The sequence below is a fragment of the Mycoplasmoides fastidiosum genome, from assembly GCF_024498275.1.
GTDB lineage: Bacteria > Bacillota_I > Bacilli_A > Mycoplasmatales > Mycoplasmoidaceae > Mycoplasma_N > Mycoplasma_N fastidiosum.
In genome coordinates, this window is record NZ_CP101809.1 from 586,610 (window position 1) to 606,743 (window position 20,134).

Annotated in this window: 13 protein-coding genes, 1 pseudogene and 1 CRISPR repeat array; of the genes and pseudogenes, 9 read left to right on the forward strand and 5 right to left on the reverse strand. The window is 31.0% G+C overall.

The window, feature by feature from the left end:
* Window positions 1-465 precede the first annotated feature (465 nt).
* The 3 genes from NPA10_RS01845 (at window position 466) to NPA10_RS01855 (ending at window position 9,288) form a co-directional block, all read left to right on the forward strand.
* The gene (locus NPA10_RS01845) at window positions 466-3,159 is read left to right on the forward strand and encodes an OppA family ABC transporter substrate-binding lipoprotein (protein ID WP_256547832.1); all 2,694 of its coding nucleotides are present in this window, start codon (window positions 466-468) and stop codon (window positions 3,157-3,159) included.
* 396 nt (window positions 3,160-3,555) lie between these two features.
* The gene (locus NPA10_RS01850; protein WP_256547833.1) at window positions 3,556-6,219 is read left to right on the forward strand and encodes an OppA family ABC transporter substrate-binding lipoprotein; all 2,664 of its coding nucleotides are present in this window, start codon (window positions 3,556-3,558) and stop codon (window positions 6,217-6,219) included.
* A 432-nt stretch (window positions 6,220-6,651) separates the two neighbouring features.
* A complete protein-coding gene (locus NPA10_RS01855) occupies window positions 6,652-9,288 on the forward strand; it encodes an OppA family ABC transporter substrate-binding lipoprotein (RefSeq protein ID WP_256547834.1) in 2,637 nt (878 codons plus the stop codon).
* A 161-nt stretch (window positions 9,289-9,449) separates the two neighbouring features.
* Here NPA10_RS01855 and NPA10_RS01860 read toward each other — a convergent pair whose 3' ends face one another.
* The gene (locus NPA10_RS01860) at window positions 9,450-11,537 is read right to left on the reverse strand and encodes a DUF31 family protein (RefSeq protein WP_256547835.1); all 2,088 of its coding nucleotides are present in this window, start codon (window positions 11,535-11,537) and stop codon (window positions 9,450-9,452) included.
* 402 nt (window positions 11,538-11,939) lie between these two features.
* Here NPA10_RS01860 and cas9 (NPA10_RS01865) point away from each other — a divergent pair, with 402 nt between their 5' ends.
* The 6 genes and pseudogenes from cas9 (NPA10_RS01865) (at window position 11,940) to NPA10_RS01885 (ending at window position 15,736) form a co-directional block, all read left to right on the forward strand.
* The gene (cas9, locus tag NPA10_RS01865) at window positions 11,940-12,467 is read left to right on the forward strand and encodes a type II CRISPR RNA-guided endonuclease Cas9 (RefSeq protein ID WP_256547836.1); all 528 of its coding nucleotides are present in this window, start codon (window positions 11,940-11,942) and stop codon (window positions 12,465-12,467) included.
* The gene (locus NPA10_RS01870; protein WP_256547837.1) at window positions 12,380-13,486 is read left to right on the forward strand and encodes an HNH endonuclease family protein; all 1,107 of its coding nucleotides are present in this window, start codon (window positions 12,380-12,382) and stop codon (window positions 13,484-13,486) included. The genes cas9 (NPA10_RS01865) and NPA10_RS01870 overlap by 88 nt, the downstream gene beginning before the upstream one ends.
* Before the next feature lie 149 nt (window positions 13,487-13,635).
* A complete protein-coding gene (gene cas9, locus NPA10_RS01875) occupies window positions 13,636-14,244 on the forward strand; it encodes a type II CRISPR RNA-guided endonuclease Cas9 (RefSeq protein ID WP_256547838.1) in 609 nt (202 codons plus the stop codon).
* A 29-nt stretch (window positions 14,245-14,273) separates the two neighbouring features.
* Window positions 14,274-14,324 (forward strand): annotated as a pseudogene (locus tag NPA10_RS04410) (hypothetical protein); the annotation flags it as partial.
* A 63-nt stretch (window positions 14,325-14,387) separates the two neighbouring features.
* Window positions 14,388-14,735, forward strand: coding sequence for a hypothetical protein (locus NPA10_RS01880; RefSeq protein WP_256547839.1), 348 nt, complete (start codon window positions 14,388-14,390; stop codon window positions 14,733-14,735).
* 164 nt (window positions 14,736-14,899) lie between these two features.
* Window positions 14,900-15,736, forward strand: coding sequence for a hypothetical protein (locus tag NPA10_RS01885; RefSeq protein ID WP_256547840.1), 837 nt, complete (start codon window positions 14,900-14,902; stop codon window positions 15,734-15,736).
* Window positions 15,737-15,908: 172 nt separating this feature from the next.
* Window positions 15,909-16,802: direct repeats of the CRISPR family, unit length 36 nt; unit sequence GTTAATGCAATATAAGGAATGTTAACACACTGAAAC.
* 17 nt (window positions 16,803-16,819) lie between these two features.
* Here the strand turns inward: NPA10_RS01885 and NPA10_RS01890 are convergent.
* From NPA10_RS01890 to NPA10_RS01905, 4 genes are all read right to left on the reverse strand, one after another.
* The gene (locus tag NPA10_RS01890; RefSeq protein WP_256547841.1) at window positions 16,820-17,512 is read right to left on the reverse strand and encodes a hypothetical protein; all 693 of its coding nucleotides are present in this window, start codon (window positions 17,510-17,512) and stop codon (window positions 16,820-16,822) included.
* Window positions 17,499-17,828 (reverse strand): CRISPR-associated endonuclease Cas2, encoded by a 330-nt coding sequence (cas2, locus tag NPA10_RS01895; RefSeq protein ID WP_256547842.1) that lies wholly within the window; start codon window positions 17,826-17,828, stop codon window positions 17,499-17,501. Before cas2 ends, NPA10_RS01890 begins: the two co-directional genes overlap by 14 nt.
* A complete protein-coding gene (gene cas1, locus NPA10_RS01900) occupies window positions 17,819-18,700 on the reverse strand; it encodes a type II CRISPR-associated endonuclease Cas1 (RefSeq protein WP_256547843.1) in 882 nt (293 codons plus the stop codon). Before cas1 ends, cas2 begins: the two co-directional genes overlap by 10 nt.
* Window positions 18,701-18,931: 231 nt before the next feature.
* Window positions 18,932-19,816 carry an aldo/keto reductase family protein gene (locus NPA10_RS01905; protein WP_256547844.1) on the reverse strand — a complete coding sequence of 295 codons (885 nt, stop codon included), beginning with the start codon at window positions 19,814-19,816 and terminating at the stop codon, window positions 18,932-18,934.
* Between the last annotated feature and the right edge of the window lie 318 nt (window positions 19,817-20,134).

Sequence of the window (20,134 nt, forward strand, 5' to 3'; positions counted from 1 at the left end):
CATAAATAATTTATTGAATCCGTTTGGTCTTTTTAAAAAAAGACCAAACGGATTTCTTTTTTGTAATTAATAAAACCAAAATAATTAATTTTGTTTTAAAAAAATCAAACAACTTGAGCAACTATGTTATAATTCGACTAAATTATTTTTTAACTTTGGTTGCAAATGTTATTCATTCGTTTTACTATCATGATTACAACTATTATTTCTTACTTGTTATTGAGTAAGAAATATTTAGGTTTGCAATTTTGGTTGTTTCCAACGAATCAGTTAATTTTTTTGAAAAAATAAACCAATAAAAAATTAGCCGCAAAAATTAAAAACCTATTTATTCTTTTTTGAATAAATAGGTTTTTTTGTTTTTAGTAACATTGGCTCGTTTTATTCCAAAACCAAACTAAACCAATTAAAAAATAATTTATTCTGAACAAAATAATTAATTTCATTAAATAAAGGATCGCAAAAATGAAACCCAAATTTTGAGTAAAACCAAAAACTGCTTTTTGATGTGGTAGTTTGGTTACTGCTGTAAGTACTAGTTTGGTCTTAGCGGCATGTTCATCAACTACAGCCCCATATACTCGGAACGAGTTTTTAACTAAAAATAATGTCTCTGCCACAGATATTCGTTTAGATGCGTTTCGGCATGATTACACCTTACAAGCAACTGCTAAAACCGAATTAAGTAATTCTTTAGCTGCACCATTAATTGAATACGAATACTCTGGTAAAACCGAATTAAACGGTCAAGGTGAAGTGCAAAATAATAATTACACTCGATACCGAATTCGGTTGAGTTTAGCTAAAGCTGTTTATGTGACCCAAAAAGATAATCCTGCTGTACCTCTAGTTTTTGACAATGATAATGTAACTGAAAATCTTGAAGTAGATGATCCTTTATTTACTGGAGTTAAAGTTTTACGTTCTAATGACAATCGTTCAGTTAACAGTGATGCATTTAATGCCGCTTTAAAAAAAGCAACTAAAGTCCAGTTCACTTTAAAAGATAATATTTACTGAGCTAATGCTCAAGGCGAAAAAACTAAGTACCAACTTGTTCCTGAAGACTTTTTTGTTAAATATGCTCGCACAGCTTTACAAGATCAGGATTATCGTCACGCCCAAGGTGGTTCAGTTGCAGCGGATCAATTTGCGGTTGCTAAAACTTATCACAATAAACTAAAAGCGGATAATCGTTTTAGTGTTCAAAGTAATTACAGTAATGAATATCTAATTAAATTATTTGATATTGATTCAGAAAAATTACGGCATGAAAACACTTTCATCACACCAGTTAACGTTGGTGGAGTTGAACAAAAAGCCATTACTTTTGATGGGGTTAGTGGTGCAACCCAACCTGATTTTGTCAACTTTTTTGCAAAAGCTTTATTTAATGCCAACTACTTTACTCCCGCCCCAAGTCAGTTTATTGCTGAAAACATGGCCAAAAATCCAAAAGATGTCACTGGATTAGCAGCTCAAGTTGGTTATTATTGATATGGGGCAGATTTTAAAGACATGTTGTATGTCGGACCATATTATGTTACTCGCTCAGATACCCAATTTGAATCTTATGAAATGAATCCCCAATTTTATGATCAAACTTGGGTTAAAGCAGCAGATTCAGTGCGTCGGGTTGTAGTGCAAAATGATACTACTGATCCATTAGTTTTCCGTCAAAGTGAATTTGAAGAATACCGTCAGGGAAACGTGGCGCGAATTAATTTTGCCAACTTAGATGATCAACAACGCGCAACTGTTTTAACCAGCAAAACAAATGAATTTAATTTAAATTATGAAAAAGTTCCTGATTACAATTCCACTGGTCGGGGACTGCTTGCTTGAAAACCAATCGTTTATTCTGATCCGGCTAATCCACTAACTACAACCACTCCATACGCATTTAATGATGCTTTTTCGTTATTAATGTATGGTGTGAACAAAAAAGATTTAGAAGCAGGCAAACAAGATGTCAATTATTACTGAACTGGGGATGGGTATATTTTCCGGTCCTTATTATCCCAAGCCTTTAATTATTATGCATTTAACAACACCATCAATACTGATACTAGTTTTTGAGGAAGTGTTGCTCGTCCAGACGGATTAATCGAAGGATCTGATCAAGCAACCAGTCCAAAGAAACGTTTATCCCAATTTGAAAACCAGTACAGTTTTTTCTTTTATGGTGGGGCAAATAATCAAACTCGGTTTGAACGCACTTTAAAACAAGATCAAGAGCGGTTTGTTAACAGTCAACAAAATCGCGAAGCCGGAATTCAAGCTGCTAATTTTGATTTATTAAAAGCCGAAATGCAACGGCTGTTAAATAAATTTTATGGTGCAGGTGGTTTAGGTGAAAGTTTAAAAAATGATCCCGAGAACAAACAGGTTAAACTAATCTTTTATGACCGGTTCCAAAACACACCAGCGGTTCGTCGTGCAGCAACTGAATCAGCTCTAACTGCTTTAAAAGCTTTAGATCCGGAACAAAAACGGATTGATGTTTCCCAAGAAGCAGCCACTTCAGTAAATGAACCAATCGTAAGACTGGGTAAGGCACCATATTCTTATTCTGGTTGACATTATGATGTCGATAGTTATGCCGGCTTTTTACAATTTTTCTTGTATGCTAACCGTGATTATTCTTTATTCACTGCTTTATTTAGTTTTGATCCAGCTGATGATACTTCAACCACTCCAAAAACTAATCAAGCCCAATCAGCTAGTCAAGCAAATGTAGTGCGGTTTAAAAACTTTCCCGAATTTAGTAAATTCGCTAAAGCCTTCAAAGAGTCTAAAACTGTTTTTCCCGACATTGATTCAAGCAATTCTTCCCAACTTTATCAAAAACTGAAAAAAGCCAATAATAAAGACTGAAGTAATGTTTATGAAGTAATGCGTCCTGAAGGGAACACTGAATATAATACCGTTTTAGCCCTTTCTAAATTTGGTTTAGAATACGGTCGAACTTTAACCAATGAACAATCAGCAACCTTAAACCAAGAAATCACTTCGTTAATGGGCTTTAGTTTGAATTCTGCAGCTGGTTATCAATTATCTGATAAACCACTCCCACTGTTAATTAACAGACACTATGATGTTCCGGTCAGTGTAGAATCTGGTTCATTATCGAAATTATTTGTTCGTGTGCGCAATTAAGTTTGTCCCAAAATTAATTTAAAAAAAGTGAAAACAATTTTAGTTGTGCTATAATTCTGGATAAATTATTTTTTATTTTTAACCCCAAAAATGTCCTTAATTTGTTTATCAATCAACCTTAAGAAGACAACCACTCCTTACTTGGTTTCAAGTAAGGAATTTTTGGGTTGACAATTTTTTGATAAAGCAAAACATTTATTTAAAACCAATTAATGAAACCGCTTTAATTAGTTTTAATCTAACAAAAATTTGAAAACCTATTTATTCGTATGCCACAGAATAAATAGGTTTTTTTATTGGCTTCAACACATTAACGGGGTTAAAAACCAGACTAATTACCAAAATAATTTTCTCTTTTTGTCCAAAATTTATTTAATAAATATGAGGTTAACCATCATGAAATTTAATTACTTGATTACCCGCACAAGGTCCCGGATGTTTCAAACTAGTTTGCTTACAGGCTTAACAACCGGTTTGTTTTTAGCAGCTTGTTCGGGAGCTAATTTACCTTATGAACGCAACGAATACCGAACAAAAAGTAACTTAGCTGCTCGTGACATTCGCTTGGATGCGTTTCGACATGACTATACGGTACAAGCTAATGGTAAAAGCAAAATTAGTAATGATTTATCTGCGGCACTAATTGATTATGAATACACTGGTCGCACTGATCTAAACCAGGATGGTCAAGTTATTAACAACCAGTACACTAAATACCGGATCCGGTTTGGTTTAGCCGATGCGATTTATTTAACCTTACCCAACCAAGCTGAACCAGTTGTTTTTGATAGTGATGCCGCTGATGATTTTATGATTGACGATCCGGTTTTTCTAGGAGTGAAAATTTTACGGTCCAACAATCCCCGTTCAGTTAACAGTGCTGCATTCGATCAAGCTTTAAATACCGCAACTAAAGTTCAGTTCACAGTTCGGGAAAATGCTTACTGAATTAATGCTAGGGGTGAACAAACAGCTTATCAAGTCATTCCCGAAGATTTTTATGCCAAATACGCCCGCACCATTTTATCTGATGGAGCCTACCGGCACCAACACGGTGGATCAGCTGCTGCGGATCAATTTGCGATTGATCAAACTTATCAGGGGCGGCTTGCAGCCAACAACCGGTTTGGCCCCCAAAGTAGTTATGCCAGTGAGTATTTACTAAAATTATTTGATGTTGACACTGATAAACTCCGTGATCTCACCACTTTTTTAACTAATGTTCAAGTTGGTAATCAAACCAAAAAAGCAGTTACTTTTCACAGTTTAGCTTCAGTAGCCCGAGCTGATTTTAAAAATGTTTTTGCCAAAACCGTTTTCAATGCTAATTTTTTCACAGCCGCACCTAGTCAATACATTAAAGATCATCAAGACCGTAATCCAACTGGAGTGAGTGGGTTAGCAGCTGAATCAGGTTATTATTGGTATGGGGCGGATTATGAAGACATGTTATATTCTGGACCTTATTATGTACAAGAATCCAGTCGCAGTGCCGAAATTTATGCCATCAACCCCCATTTTTATGACCAAGCATGGGTACATGCGAACGATACTTTACGCTTGTTAGTCACTGAAAATGATTCAAGTGATCCTTTAGCTTTTCAAAACAACCAATTTGAAGAATACAAACAAGGAGCAGTTGCTCAAATTGATTTTGCGGCGTTAACTCCAGTTCAAAAAAATCAAGTGGGATTAAATCAAAAAGATTTTAATTTACAGTATCAAAAATTAGCCGATTATGATTACACAGGCACCGGATTAATTACTTGAAAACCGATTGTTTATTCTGATCTGACTAATGCGGAAACTTTGCGGACTAATTATGCGTTTAATGATGCATTTAGTTTATTAATGTATGGGGTCAACATTGCGGATTTAGAAGCGGGAAAACAAAATTTAAGTCATTATTGGACTGGCGATGGGTATTTGTTACGATCCTTATTATCAACTGCATTTAACTATTTTGCTTTCAATAATGAAATTAATATTAATACCAGTTTCTGGGGGACAATCGCTCGACCCGATGGGTTAATCAATGGTACTGATCAAGCGACTGCTCCATTTAAAAAATTATCAGAAGCCCCAAACCAATACAGTTTCTTTTTTTATGGGGGCGCTGATCAACAAACCCGGTTTGAAAAAACTTTAGCTGAAGATCAAGCCCGGTTTCAAAATAATCAAACCAACCAAACTGTGGCCTATCAGGCCAATAATTATGAACAGTTACAAACCGAAATGGAACGGTTGTTAGACCAGTTTTATGACAGTGCAACCGGATTAGGTCGCAATTTAAAAACTGATCCAGTTAACAATAAAATTCAGTTTACTTTTTATGATCGGATGCGAAACGCCCCCCCAGCCCGGCGTTCAGCAACCCAGAATGCTTTAAATGCGATTAATGCTTTAGATCGCAAACACCGTTTGGCTTTAGTGCAAGCCCCACTAACGGTGCAAAATGATGCGATTGTCACTTTAGGCCGGACTGCAAATGCTTACTCAAGTTGGTATTATGATCTAGATTCTTATGGGGGATTTTTACAATACTTTTTATACGTTAATAAAAACAACCCGTTGTTTACCGCATTATTTCAATTTGACCCAGCCGATCAAACTGCAATTAAAGCTGTAAAACCAAATTTATTAACCCGGTTTGACCAGTTCCCTGAATTTAGTAAATTTGCCCAAGCTTTCAAAGCATCAACTACAGTTTTCCCCCGAACTAACTTACAAGATTATAGTAGTTATAATAAAATGAAAAACGGAACCAACCAGGATTGAGCTGAGGCCAATGAATTTATGCGCGCAGTCGTTAATCCTAATTATGATCCGGTTTTAGCTTTGTCGAAATTTGGGTTGGAATATTCACGAACTTTAACTAATTTACAATCAGCAACTCTAAATCAGGAAATTACTTCACTAGTTGGGTTTAGTTTAAATTCAGCTACTGGGTATCAATTAGTTAACAAACCCATTCCGATTCTAATTAACCAACATTATTCAATTCCGGTTTCAGTTGAATCAGGAGTTGTGGCTTTAAGATATGTCACTGTTCACAAATAAAAGTTCATATTAATTTTCCCTTGATGAAACAAATTAATGAGGTTGTTAATTTTGTCAAAATAAAATTAGCTGTGTTATAATCCAAATTAATTATTTTCATTTTTAATTGATCAATGCGCCTAAATAATTTTGCATCTGCATCATTTTCTGCTGCTTTTTGGTATTTTTATTTTACCAAAAGCGGTAGGTTCGCGCGTTCATCGACAACTTAATAACAGTATCTTTCTTGATCATTTTTATTAGTGATTCAGAAGCAAACTTAATTAAGTTTCAACTTTCCAACCTACCCAAAACATAATTGTTATGGGTAGGTTTTTTATTGCGGAAAATGAGAATTTTGCAACCACTCCTGATCAAACAAAAATCAAAATAAGATGCTTTCAATTCATTATTAAAACCATTATTGCCTAAATTCAGAAGGAAACATTTTGCATGAAACCAATTGCTTTATTCGCTCGTTCTCAAAAATTATTGGTTGGTACCCTCTTATCTGCCATGGTTAGCAGCTGGGTTTTAATCGCTTGTTCACAAGCCAGTTTGCCCCACCAACGCAATGAATATTTCACAAAAGTTCAAGCGGGTCATGATCAAGTTGATCTCACCGCTTTCCGGCATGATTATACCGTGCGGGCCACAGGAAGAAATAATTTAACCAACGCAATTGCACCAGGATTATTAGAAATTGCTTACACTGGTCAAACCCGGTTAAACGAAACCGGAGCAGTGGTGAACCAACAGTTTAGTCAACACCAAATTAAATTAGGTTTAGCCCAAGCGGTCATTGTCACAACTACGAACAGTTCAACCCCGTTAGTTTTTGATCAAGATGATGCATCCATCCCCGCTGCAGATCCGTTGTATTTGGGTGTAAAAGTTTGATCATCAACCAATCCGCGCTCAGTTAACAGCCCGGATTTCACAAATGCATTAGCCCAATCAGTGCGGGTGCAAGTGGTTTTAAAAGAAAATTTATTCTGAACTGATGCTCAAGGAAATCCAACTAAATACCCCGTTATTCCTGAAGATTTTTATGCTAAATACCAACGGACCGCTTTAGCTGAAACTAGTTATCGGCACCAGCACGGGGGTTCAGCAGCATTAGACAAACAAGCAGTTGATCAAATTTATCAGGGAAAACTGCGTGCAGTCAACCGGTTTTCAGCCGCGAGTCGGTTTAATAACGAATACTTAGTGAAATTATTTAATGTTGATGCGAACAAGCTAAAAAAGAAAGCAACGTTTTTAACACCAATCAATTTCCACAACCAAACCCACCAAGCAATCACGTTTGATAGTACAGATTCAAATACCCCCGCTGATTTTGTTAATTTTTTTGCCCAAATTATTTACAATTTGGATTTTTTCACGCCCGCGCCTAGTCAGTATATTAAAGAACTTGGACCAACCAAGGATTTAGCTAATACTGCTGCTGAAGCAGCCGAGTTTGGTTATTATTGATATGGTGCAGACTTTAAGGAGATGTTGTATGCAGGACCATATTATGTCAACCGCTCTGATGCTTCGTTTGAATCATTCCAAATTAATTCGCATTTTTATGATCAAGTTTGAGTGCAAGCTGCTGATAGTGTTAAAGCAATTGTTAGTGAAAATGTCGGAACCGATCCACTGACGTTTACCAACAATTTATTTAATGATTACAAACAAGGTTTAGTTGCCAAATTAGATTATGATGTTCTAAACGAATCCCAACGGTTAGAAGTCATTAGACATGCCCAAGCCTTCAATTTAAATTACACTAAACAACCAGATCATAATTTCTTTCCTCGTGCTAAAACTTTAACCTGAAGAACTTTAGTTTATCCGAATTTAAACGATACCCAAATTCAACAAACTAATTATGCTTATAATGATGCGTTTGCTTTATTAATGTATGGGTCTAACATCAAAGATTTAGAAGCGGGCAAACAGAATTTATCATACTACTGAACTGGAGACGGCCACATTTTTCGCTCCCTTTTATCAACCGCATTTAACTACTATGCTTTCAATACGAGCATCGATAGTGATACAACGTTTTGGGGCAGTTTTGCCCGACCAGATGGTTTAATTAATGGCACTGATCAAACCACTAATCCACGCAAAAAACTGATTGATTATCCCAACCAAAATGAATTTTTCTTCTATGGTGGGGCTGATGGTAAGACCAAATTTAGTAAAACTTTAGCTGATGATCAAACCCATTGAACCGATCATCAAAACGAACAAGCCTTAGGTTTTCAAGCCACTAATTTTGTCAGTTTGCAAACCGAAACTAAACGTTTACTAGATCATTTTTACCAAAACGGATTAGGTAAAAATTTAGGAAATGATCCCGACAACAACCGCATTAAATTTATTTTTTATGATCGGGCACTTGATACTTCTGCACCCCGAAGAGCCGCTACAGCAAATGCGGTTAAAGTCTTAAATCAATTAGATCCGCGGTTAGAATTTAGTAGCCAACCATTTAGTCTGCAAGTTGATCAAATTTTGATTGGTGGTAAAAGTGCGGTTAATGAAATTGGCTGGGGCTATGACATTGAGGGCTATGGGGGTTATTTAGAATTGTTATTCTACAGCAGTTTAGAAAGCTCATACTTACCTGGGTTCATTAGTTTTGCTGAATTAGATCCAAACAATCCAAAACAAAAACAAAAGATTGATCAATACCCGCAATTTTATGCTCTAGCAACCAAGTTTAAACACTCGCCAATTGTTTTTGTCAATACTGATCAAGCAGCTTCAAAAACTTATGATCAAATTAAAAACGGAACTAACAAAGATTGAGCTGATGTGGTTAGTTTTATGAAAGCCGATCCCAACAGTCAATATGATCCGACTTTAGCTTTATCCCAGTTTGCGCTTGATTATGCTAAAAACCTAACCAATGATCAAGTCGCAGCTTTAAACCAAGAACTGAATTCTTTATTAGGATTAGTGATCACTTCAGCAGCGGGGCACCAAATTTTTACTAAACCAGTTCCCCATTTAGTCAACGCTCATTTTCAAGTACCCACTTCAGTACAACCAATTCCCATCTCACCCAAATTTTTTAAAGTTGTGAAATAAATTTTTCAATTAAACAAATATTTATTTTTTGGGGAAAATCATCAATAAAAAACGCTGTTTATGAAAATAAACAGCGTTTTTTATTGATTTAATTGCATTTAATTAATCAATCATAATAATCAATAATTGAAACAAGTTCCAATAATTAATTTTTCTATCAATTATAAAATGTCCTCATTATTAGGCACAAGGGGTAAAACCCGGATCGGACGCAACATTGATTTTTTAATGTGGTTTAAATTATAAGTCACAACATTTTTAGTTGCAAAATAATCTTGCAATTGTTGTTTTAAATTAATCGTATCACCAACAGTTGTGCCCTTAAAAGTCAGCGATAAATCATTTAATAAATCAAGGGTGTGATTGTAATAATCACCAAAAAATTCCCCATAAAGTTCAGCAATCGTTTTAGAATTTGTTCCATTAGATTCAGGAATTAATGATGTTGTTAAATGCTGAGTTAGTGCGGTTGTAATTGCAGCTTGTTTTTGTTCATCGGATCAATCGGTATGAGTTTGAGCATGCTGGGTAGGTTGTTGGTTCATGAACTGGTTAATGTCTGCATACAATTGGGCAGGATCAGCTCCAAATCTGAAACCATTTTGGGTGAGATCAGTTTGTTGTTGGTATTTAGCTCAGACAACTGCACTTAAATTTTTAGCAAACAGCGTGCCATAATGTTGTCCCATGATTTGATACAACAAATTTTTTTGTTGAGCAGGCAAATGATTTGCTCAATGACTAATGTGATTTTGGGAATTAACATTATTTTGATCGGAGTAAAACGGGGTTTGAATGCCTAGCCGCTCAGTAGTTTTGCTCACACCATCACCACTAGATTCACCCCAATAAATTCCAACAGTATTATAATCTTGATCAATTACCATTGATCCCGATGAACCCGCTGCAGTAGGATAAGTATCTTGAGAATAAATGTTATATAACCCAATTGGGACTTTATAATCGGCTCCACCAAACCGCATTTTATTTCGATTATATTTAAAATGATCCAAATTCTGGTTGGTATACGCCCGTTGGATTTTGATTCCAGTTGAAGCTGAACCCCGAAAAACTGGGACAGCTGAACTATTCTTATTAAATGTTTCTAACGGATAACCAGCCCGGTAAAATTTTTGCTTTCGTTGTTCAGAGTTTAAATCAAAAGTGGTTAAATTTTTCTGATCGGCATTGAAATCATATAAATTAGTTTGGGCTAACCGGGGGAAAGTTCATTGGTTGTATTTTTTGGTGTCTAAAAAATAAGGAAACCACTCAGCTAAAACTTGATCGGGAATTCTCACTTTTAATACGGCTGCATCAATGAATGATTCAACCTTATCATCGTGATAAAACCCATCTAAAAATTGTTTCTGAGCAGTTGTTAACTGGTCATAATCAATTTTATTTAATTCATTAAATTGATTAGAATCATACAACCCAATTCCATTGGTTTTACTAGTGTACAAATGACTAAAATACTGATAAAAACTGGTTGGTAAAAATAGTGATTGGTTTTGCCATTGGTATTTGGTTTCTAATCGTTGGGCCGCTTTAATGAATTCGTTATTGACAAAACTGTCAAAAAAGACTTTATTCATTTTTTGGGTTTTGGGTTGTAAAAAAGCTTGAGTGGTACCAGGGGGCATACTAAAATTGAAGTAGTATTGGTGTTGATTCGGATTTAAAACAGTGGTTTTTAATGAATCAACCCGAATTGCATAGCGGTTTTGTTCAGCATAATAATTGGTCTGATCAATACCAACTGGATTATAAACAATCGGTTTATTAGATTTGGTTCAATTTGTTTTGGCATCATATTTTTGTCGACCAATTTCAATACTGAACAGTTCGGGATCTTGATGATTCTTAATTAAATCATCAGTGGTTAAATTACATACGTGAATATTAGTCACAATATAAAAATTATTATTGCCAACTTCCCGATCAATAATTCAGCCGGTTCCAAACGAGGACTGGGTCTTTTTATTAACCATGGAGGTAATTTTTAAACTCATACTTCGTTGGTTAATGTAGTCAAAATAACATTGATCAGTATTCGAACAAACCTGGGGATCAGGAGCAGTTTGAGCTTTAGTGAATAATTCTTTTTTTGAAGGGGTACGATTAATGTAATGCCAAGCTGCTTGTTTTTGAATGATTGGTAAAGAAGCATTTGGATAACAGGATGATAATAAAAGTGCAATAGTAGGAATAAATAATCATTTCCGTTTTTGTTTGTTGTAGGACATAAAATGACCTGCTTTTAGATATATCAACCAATACATTTTGATTATATTTTCTAATTAATTTTTCCTCACAAAAACAATCAAATAATTAAAAGAAAAAATGTGCATATCTTTTTTAAGGCAAGCATAACAAATTTAATTATTTTGATTGAGTTAATTTAGATCATTTAACAAATGATAATTTTGGGTTTTTTCATAATATTTATTGTTAGAAATTAATCCCGTAATTTAATGCACTTATTAAAGCAGACTTAAAAATGAATTAAGTTTGATTATGTTAAAATATTTTGTAATAGGCTATTTTGCATAATTAAAAATAGCTTTTCTAACTGTTAAATTTAGCTAATTTTTTTACAAAAAAATAGTTGTTATTTATCAAAAAAAAAAAAAAAAAGGTCATAAAAAATGAATGACAAAAAAATTAAAATCGGAATCGATGTTGGCATCGCTTCTGTAGGATGAGCACTTTTAGATGAAAATAATGAGATCGTTTTACATGGGGTGCGTTTATTTGATACAGTAGATTCTCCTCGTACTTACAAATTATTATCACAAGATCGTAGATCTAATCGCGCTATGCGAAGAAAATTATCAAGAATTAAAACTAGAAAAAGAGATGCCATTAAACTTTTTATTGAAAATAATTTATATAAACCAAATAATTTTATAGATTCAGTAGAATATTGAAAAAATAATAATTTAATTCCTGAATTTTCTCAATATTTATCTCTAAAAAATGGAGAAAAATTTAATATATATTCATGTCGCAAAAAAATGTTATATGAAAAAGAGGATAGTATTAAATATTTTTTGAGAGGAATTTATTGATATTTAACTAATAGAGGATGAAATTATGACGAAAATTTAAATGAGAAAAAAATAAAAAATCTAAAAAAGATGAAAATAATTCATCTTCAAAAAAATCAGAAATAGATGAAAATGAAAAAATTAAAATTAAAACTCTTAACGATATTTTAGTAACTAATGATTATATAGTTGAAAAACAACTAAAATTATGAAACCCAAATAAACATAGCACTACAAAAGTGAAGGGTGTGATAAATAATTATTTTAAACGTGAAGATTATCGCAAGGAATTAGAAATAATTTTAAAAAAACAATCTCATTTTGCTGATGAAATTTTTCGAGAAAACTTCTTAAAAATTTTTGATCGACAACGAGAATTTCAACTTGGACCAGGAGGTCCAAAATCACCGACAGAATATGGTTTATGACAAGAAGTTAATGGAAAAATTGAAAAAAAAGATGAAAATTTATGAGAAAAAAATATTAGAAAATGTTTAATTTATCAAAATGAAAATGTAGCCCCAAAAAAATCATTTTCTAATTATCTATTTAGTGTTCTTTGTTATTTGAATAATTTAACATGCAATAATGAAAAATTAAGCTATGAATCTAAAAATAGGTTATTGCATGAAAATTTTGATTTTGTGAAGATAAAATTTTCAAACATATCTAATAATAGAATTTTGAAAAAATTTAAACAACAACTTGATAATGAAGAATTGAAAATTGATGATATTTATGGTTTTGCTACTGAATTAAAAAGTTCAAAAAATAATAAAGAAAAATTAGCCATTCCTAAAAAATTTCCATATACAAATGAATTACTTAAAGAAATTTATTTAAAAATTTTAAACTCAGAATTTAAATTAAAGTCCACTTTTGCAAAAGAAAATGATTTTTTTTCAAGAAATCAAAAATTAATTGATTTAATTGACTTAATTATTATTTTCTTGAGCAAATTTGTTACAAAAAAAATACGATTAAATAATTTTCAAAACGAAACTGAAATTCATAATCTTTTTGGTGAATTATTTGATAGTTCAAATTTTAAAAAAAGTTTGAGAAAATTTAGTGAAGAAATAAAAGGCATTCAAAATATTTCTGGGACTGCTTCACTCTCTTTGAAAGGGTTAAAAAAGAATTAAAACATTTATTAGAAAATGATTGAAATCATAATCAATATTTAAAATATTCTGGTGTTGCCTTTGAAATTGAAAAAAGGAAAAGAGAAATTTTTGAAAAAAATACATTAATTAAAAATACTAAACATTTAACCGGCGATTGAATTAATAAAATGATAATTTCACCTTCTGTAAAAAGAGGTGTTAAACAAACGATTAATGTTTTAAATGCTATTTTTGATTATTGTAAAAAAAATAATTACAAAATTGAAACAATAACTCTTGAAATGCCAAAAGAAAGAAACAATATAGATGTTAAAAAAAGAAAATCTAATCATTTAAAGAAAATATCTGATGAATGAAACGAAGTAATTACAGAGTTTGGATTAAAAAATAAAGGTTCTATCTCAAGAAATAAAATATTGAAAATGAAATTGTGAATAGAACAAAATGGTTGTGATGTTTATGATGGAAATGAGATCAAAAAAGAAGATTTCATTAGCAATATGAATGATTATGAAATAGATCACATTATTCCTTTTTCTATATCTTTTGATAATTCTATGGAAAACAAAGTTTTAACAAAGAAAAAAATAACAGAAAAAAAAGTAATGGATTTCCCAAAGAAACCATTCCTAAAGATGATTTTAATAAATTATCTAAAATTAATGGTTTATGAGATAAATTATATAAAGATAAAAATCCTAAAAAATTATCTTTTCTTAAATCAGATCCTGATGAATTTGAATCTTTACAAAAAGATTTTATTGCTCGTAATTTAGTAGATACAAGATATATTGCATCAGAAATTTTAAATGTTCTAAAAGAATTTGTTAATTTTCATTCTAAAAACAATGAAATTTTTTCTGACACTAAAATAAGAACAATTACTGGAAAATTTATTAATAATTTAAGATCTAAAATATTGGATAATTATTTTAAGAATAACCAATTATATGTATCTCTTGAAGATCCTTTTTATTCCAATAAAATTAAAAACAGAAAATGAAATGGTAATCACGCTCAAGATGCTGTTTTAATTGCGTATTCCACTACGAATCCAAAAATTGCAAATACTTTAGAAAATAGTATCGAAGTAAAAAATAGTAATGGTGAAATTTTTGAAAAAAATAAAATAAATAATGCCTATAGCAATTTAATATCCAAAGATGAAAATCATAAATTTTTTGTTGAAGGATTAAATGAACTGGTTAAAAAATGAATGCTTCTAAAAAGTTTATGAAATTTTCTAGAAAAAAGCTTTCAAAAATAATATAAAATTTCATGACGATACTTTATATTCGGGTAAAGAAATTGAAGGAAAATTAAGAAAAGTAAATTCAAAAAAATAACAGATATAGAAAAAAATGATTTTAATTCTTTTTCAATCCAGAAAGTGGAGATTATTTAGAACCAATAATTGAAGAAAAAGATCATTTGTTATGAAAAAATTTAAAAGAAATTTTTGAAGCAAATTCTTTAGAAGAAGAATTCCCTTTTAGAAAAGCAATATCAGATCAAATAAAGGAAGAAAAAAATTTTAATTTTGTAAATAATAATGGTCTAATGATAAATTTTAAAACACCATCTTCTAAGAATAGAATTTCAGTTGTAAACAAAATTAGACACTATGATAAAAAATCTAAAAATTCCATAGAAATCTTAAAGTTAAAAAATTCTAATTCTTTTTATGAGAGTTTTGATTGATTATGGATTGATGTGTATAAATATGAAATAGATAATCAAATTCATTATTTACCAGTTCCTGCTAATTGCAATACAATCATGATTTATAATAAAAAACAAAATAATGAAAATATAAAATTAGAAAGAAATTTGGAAAAAGAAAAAATTAATAATTATTTTCGTAATTATTTCAATTTATCTAATTTTAACCTTCCAGATATCAAACAAAATAAACAAATTGATTATAAAAGTGGTTATTTTTATTACGTACAAAATAGATTAAAAAAAGAATCAGATAAAATAAAAGAGATAAAAAATTTTACTTTTTTTCATAGAATTTTTAGAAATTCAATTATATTGCATAATACATACTTTGAAGACGGTAAGAAAAATATTGATTCAGCTGCTTATTTTGTAGGTTTTAAACAATCGAATTCTAGTTTAGAAATAAAAAAATTAGAATACCATGCTACAAACAAAAACAAAAGAATTAGGAAAAGTTTACAAAATTTAATGAAAGATGGATATGTTTATTTTGCAGATCTTGATGTTTTAGGTAATATATTCAATATTAAAGAAATTGAATAAAGCATTTATAGTTTAAAAATTTTAAAAATTTAATATAAAAATACCAAGTCTTAAAAGACTTGGTATTTTTATATTAAAACCATAATTTTTCAAAAAATATTAAATTTATTAATGTCGATAATAAATATTAATAAATTAAAAGGTAGAAATATTAACAAATGCTTTTTCGCCAATTAATGCAATATAAGGAATGTTAACACACTGAAACGAAATTTGATAATTTTAGCGCCAGAATTGAGTTAATGCAATATAAGGAATGTTAACACACTGAAACGCCAACGCTTTGTCCGCTTATTTATTTCTGGTTAATGCAATATAAGGAATGTTAACACACTGAAACGTAACTAACTTCGTTTTCTGAGCCCACAATGTTAATGCAATATAAGGAATGTTAACACACTGAAACGAAACCCAACGTCGGTTTGTTGGAAATGATGTTAATGCAATATAAGGAATGTTAACACACTGAAACGCGATGGGGTGGAGAATTTTCGCGTCATATGTTAATGCAATATAAGGAATGTTAACACACTGAAACTTACGTTCGGGGTTTATTTTTTAGCTTCCAGTTAATGCAATATAAGGAATGTTAACACACTGAAACATTGAACGGGGTGAACAGCTCTATCACGAGGTTAATGCAATATAAGGAATGTTAACACACTGAAACATCGCGCGGGGATGGGTGCCGTTTTTTTGAGTTAATGCAATATAAGGAATGTTAACACACTGAAACGTTTCAGAATCCCACATTCTATAGGATTTGGTTAATGCAATATAAGGAATGTTAACACACTGAAACAAAAACCAAAATCCAACTGAATGACTTCATGTTAATGCAATATAAGGAATGTTAACACACTGAAACTCCTGTTTGAAAGCATATCATTTAAAGAAAGTTAATGCAATATAAGGAATGTTAACACACTGAAACGTTTGATGACTTGTTAGGAGTGGTTGAAAAGTTAATGCAATATAAGGAATGTTAACACACTGAAACGCTTATACAAAAAAACTTTGGATCACTGGGGTTAATGCAATATAAGGAATGTTAACACACTGAAACCTCATTTTGAAAAAAAGTTACAATTTTTTTAAGGATTTTGCCCAAAAATAGCCATTTTCATCATTTTTTCCCAAAAAATATTGATAAATTTCATGATCAGCAATCTCATATCCAGATTCGGCTTCTAAAAATGATTTCAAAAGTGAAAAATCATCAATTTCTAAAAAATTGTCTGATTTGGTTTGAACGACTAATAATTCTAAAAAAGGTTTGGTTAAATTAAGTTTCTCTACGTTAGTTGTTAAAAAATAAACTAGGTTATAGTTATGAGTAGAATCAAATAATTCTTGAAAATGTTCATCTCATCCAATTAAAAGAATGGGAATGCTAGGAAGATGTTCAATCATTTTGTTTAAAAAGAATTTTAAAATCTTAGAATCAACATATTGTTCTTTGATTTCAAAAAGAATTTTAATCAATTTGGCATTATTGTTGTTAATTTCTAAAATATTTCCCAAATCGTTATTAATGATATCTTCTAATTTGTATAAATATTCTTCGTTTAAAAAATTTTGATCTAAATACTTTTGTAAATAACTTAAAAAAGCACTATTCGATTTAATTTCGTATAAATCTTCGATTTTGGTTAATGGAGTGATTACCAGAGTTTTGGGATTATCAATCAAGATTTGTTTTCAAGTTTTTAATAAATCAAAACAGTGAATAATTTTGGGGGTAGTAAATTCTAATGTTTGATTATTCGTCTTCAATATCATCTTCGATCCGAACATACCTTTCCATGCCGTTATATTTCTCATTAATGGTTTGTTGCCCGGTTAATACTTTCATATTAAAAAATTGGGTTTCACTAACCATTAATAACCGAATGTTGCCCCGTTTAGGTAAATTATTTTTAATTGCCTGTAATTCAATTGGATATTTTTGACTAGAAGGAATGGTTTTGTAATAAACACTGAATTGCAACATTAAATATCCCTTTTTAACAATTCATTTATGAAATTTTGAATAACGCTTCCGGTCTTCTTCAGTTTCGGTTGGCAAATCATAAAATAACATTAATCTCATAAACCGACTCATTCTAGCATTTGTCCTGATTGTAATTTTTCGATATAAATGTCAATCCCAGTGTTTAAATGATATTCTTTATCATTAATTCGTACCTTTTGATTAGCTAAGAAAGCAACGATTTCTTTTTTTGTTTCTAAAAAATTAAATGGTTTTTTCTGTCATTCTAAATAAACAATATAATCCACCACTTGACGAAAAGGTTCCATCAAATCAGAAGCTAAAGCAAAAAAATTATGAAAACTACGGTGGTTAATACTAATTCGCGGATCTAATCCTTTTTTTACAATGCTTCGAACAATCATACTTCTTAAAACTGAGTACCCAAAATTTAGGGGGATATTAATTTCAGGAAACTTATCTGCTTTGTGATCACGAATAAATTTGGGATCAAAAAGATATTTTCAATATGCTTTAGCAGCATGACCCTCGCGATTGGTTGAATCCATGTTAACAATATTATTTTTGTATTCGTCAAATTCTTCAGAATTAACTAAAAGACCAAGTTTAGCTAGTGTTAGTTTCTGGTTGTCAATTTTGTTAGCAATTATTTTCTGTCACAAATGAGTACGGTACTGAATGTTTCATTTAATTTGACTTTCCAAAATTTTTAAGGAATTATGATGACCATTAATTGGTACCATATGCATGAACGGAAGATGGTTAGAATCACAAAAAATAACGTTAATGTTGAAATTTTTTAGAATTTCTAAGAGTTTGTTACTATAAACGGTTTGATAGCTTTCAATAATGATTGTATCAATGTCTGAAAGCGGAATTAAAATTCGACGAGTATCGTTTTTAATTTCTAAATTATTTAGATAAACCCGCAATGATTCATTCGATGCAATCGTAACAGTTTTTCATCCCATAACAGTAAATCCTGATTAATTTTGGTGTGAAGCAGGCATAAAAAAAGGGGCCTTTAGCCCCATTTGTACGAGATAAACTCTTATCTCAGTGTGTTAACATTCCTTGTATTGCATTGAATAGTTCGGCAACTATTCACTTAGTATTATACATAAAAAACTAAAAATTTACAAAAAATATAATTTTTTTTTTTTTTCAAAAATTTATACAAATTTTCTATGAATAGGGCTAAATTATTTATTTTTACGCAAAAAATCGACTTCAGCTTTAAGTTTTGCGGCATATTCTGGATTAATTGGGTAACTAGCAGAACCAAAATCAATTTTGCCATCGTCATAGCGATTTAAACTTAAAAGTTTAGAGACATCAGCTTCTTCTAAATTAATGGTATGAAATGCTTGAGCATTAGCGATAATGCGTTCAGGATGAGTTGACTTGATGATGGGATCAATCCCTAAAAATTTATTAAAAGCAATGGCAATTCCAGTTGGAGTTGTTTGGTGTTTTTTAGCTAACTCTTGAACAACAGGATCTGTTAATAATTCATTAATCCGAAAAGTTAATGGTCTTCAAGCTTGTAAACTAATGCCAATGCGGCTGTTATTAAAATAACGATCCAAACGAGCATTGTAAATGTTGAATTGAATTTGGTTAACTGTTGGCAAAACTCCAGTTACTTCTTTGAAGAAATACAACATTTCATTATCATAATTAGAAACACCAATTTGTTTAACCAAACCTTCTTTTTGTAGTTTGATTAAATCTTTTCAAGCTGAAATATCATTAGCTAAATTAGTGCTAGGACGGTGCAATAAAACCGAATCTAATTGTTTCAGTTGCAATCGTTCCATAGAACCTAGCACAGCATTATAAGCATCTAAATAGTCTTCAGTTCAAACTTTAGTTTGGACTGGAAAATGGAAATTTTCACCATATTTCTCCTTCAAAATGACTAAAGCTTGACCAATTTCAGCTTCGTTTTCATAATATTTAGCAGTATCAATGTAATCATACTTAGATTGATAAGCTGCGTTTAATGATTGTACAAAAGAATCAACAGTTCCATTTTCGTACCGAAATGTACCAAATCCTAGTAAAACTTTACGATTGTAATTCACAAAAAACTCCTTTATTTTGATAGAGAATTATTAAAAAAAGTTATCCATTTTTAAGAAATGTTCAAATTCTGATTAGACTTTTTCAATTGAATCTCATTCAGTTTCTAATATACTAAAAAATTTAAGAAATAATAATATTAATTGATCTTTATTTAATGGAAAACATTTTTCTTATCTATTTTAGCTGGGAAAAATAAATTGTGATTTTTAAGAGAATATAGTTTAACGATAAAACATCAATTTTAAAAATTGAAATTTTAGGTTTAAATCCTGATGTTCTCACCCCAATTAAATAAAAAACTTCTATTTTTCAAAATA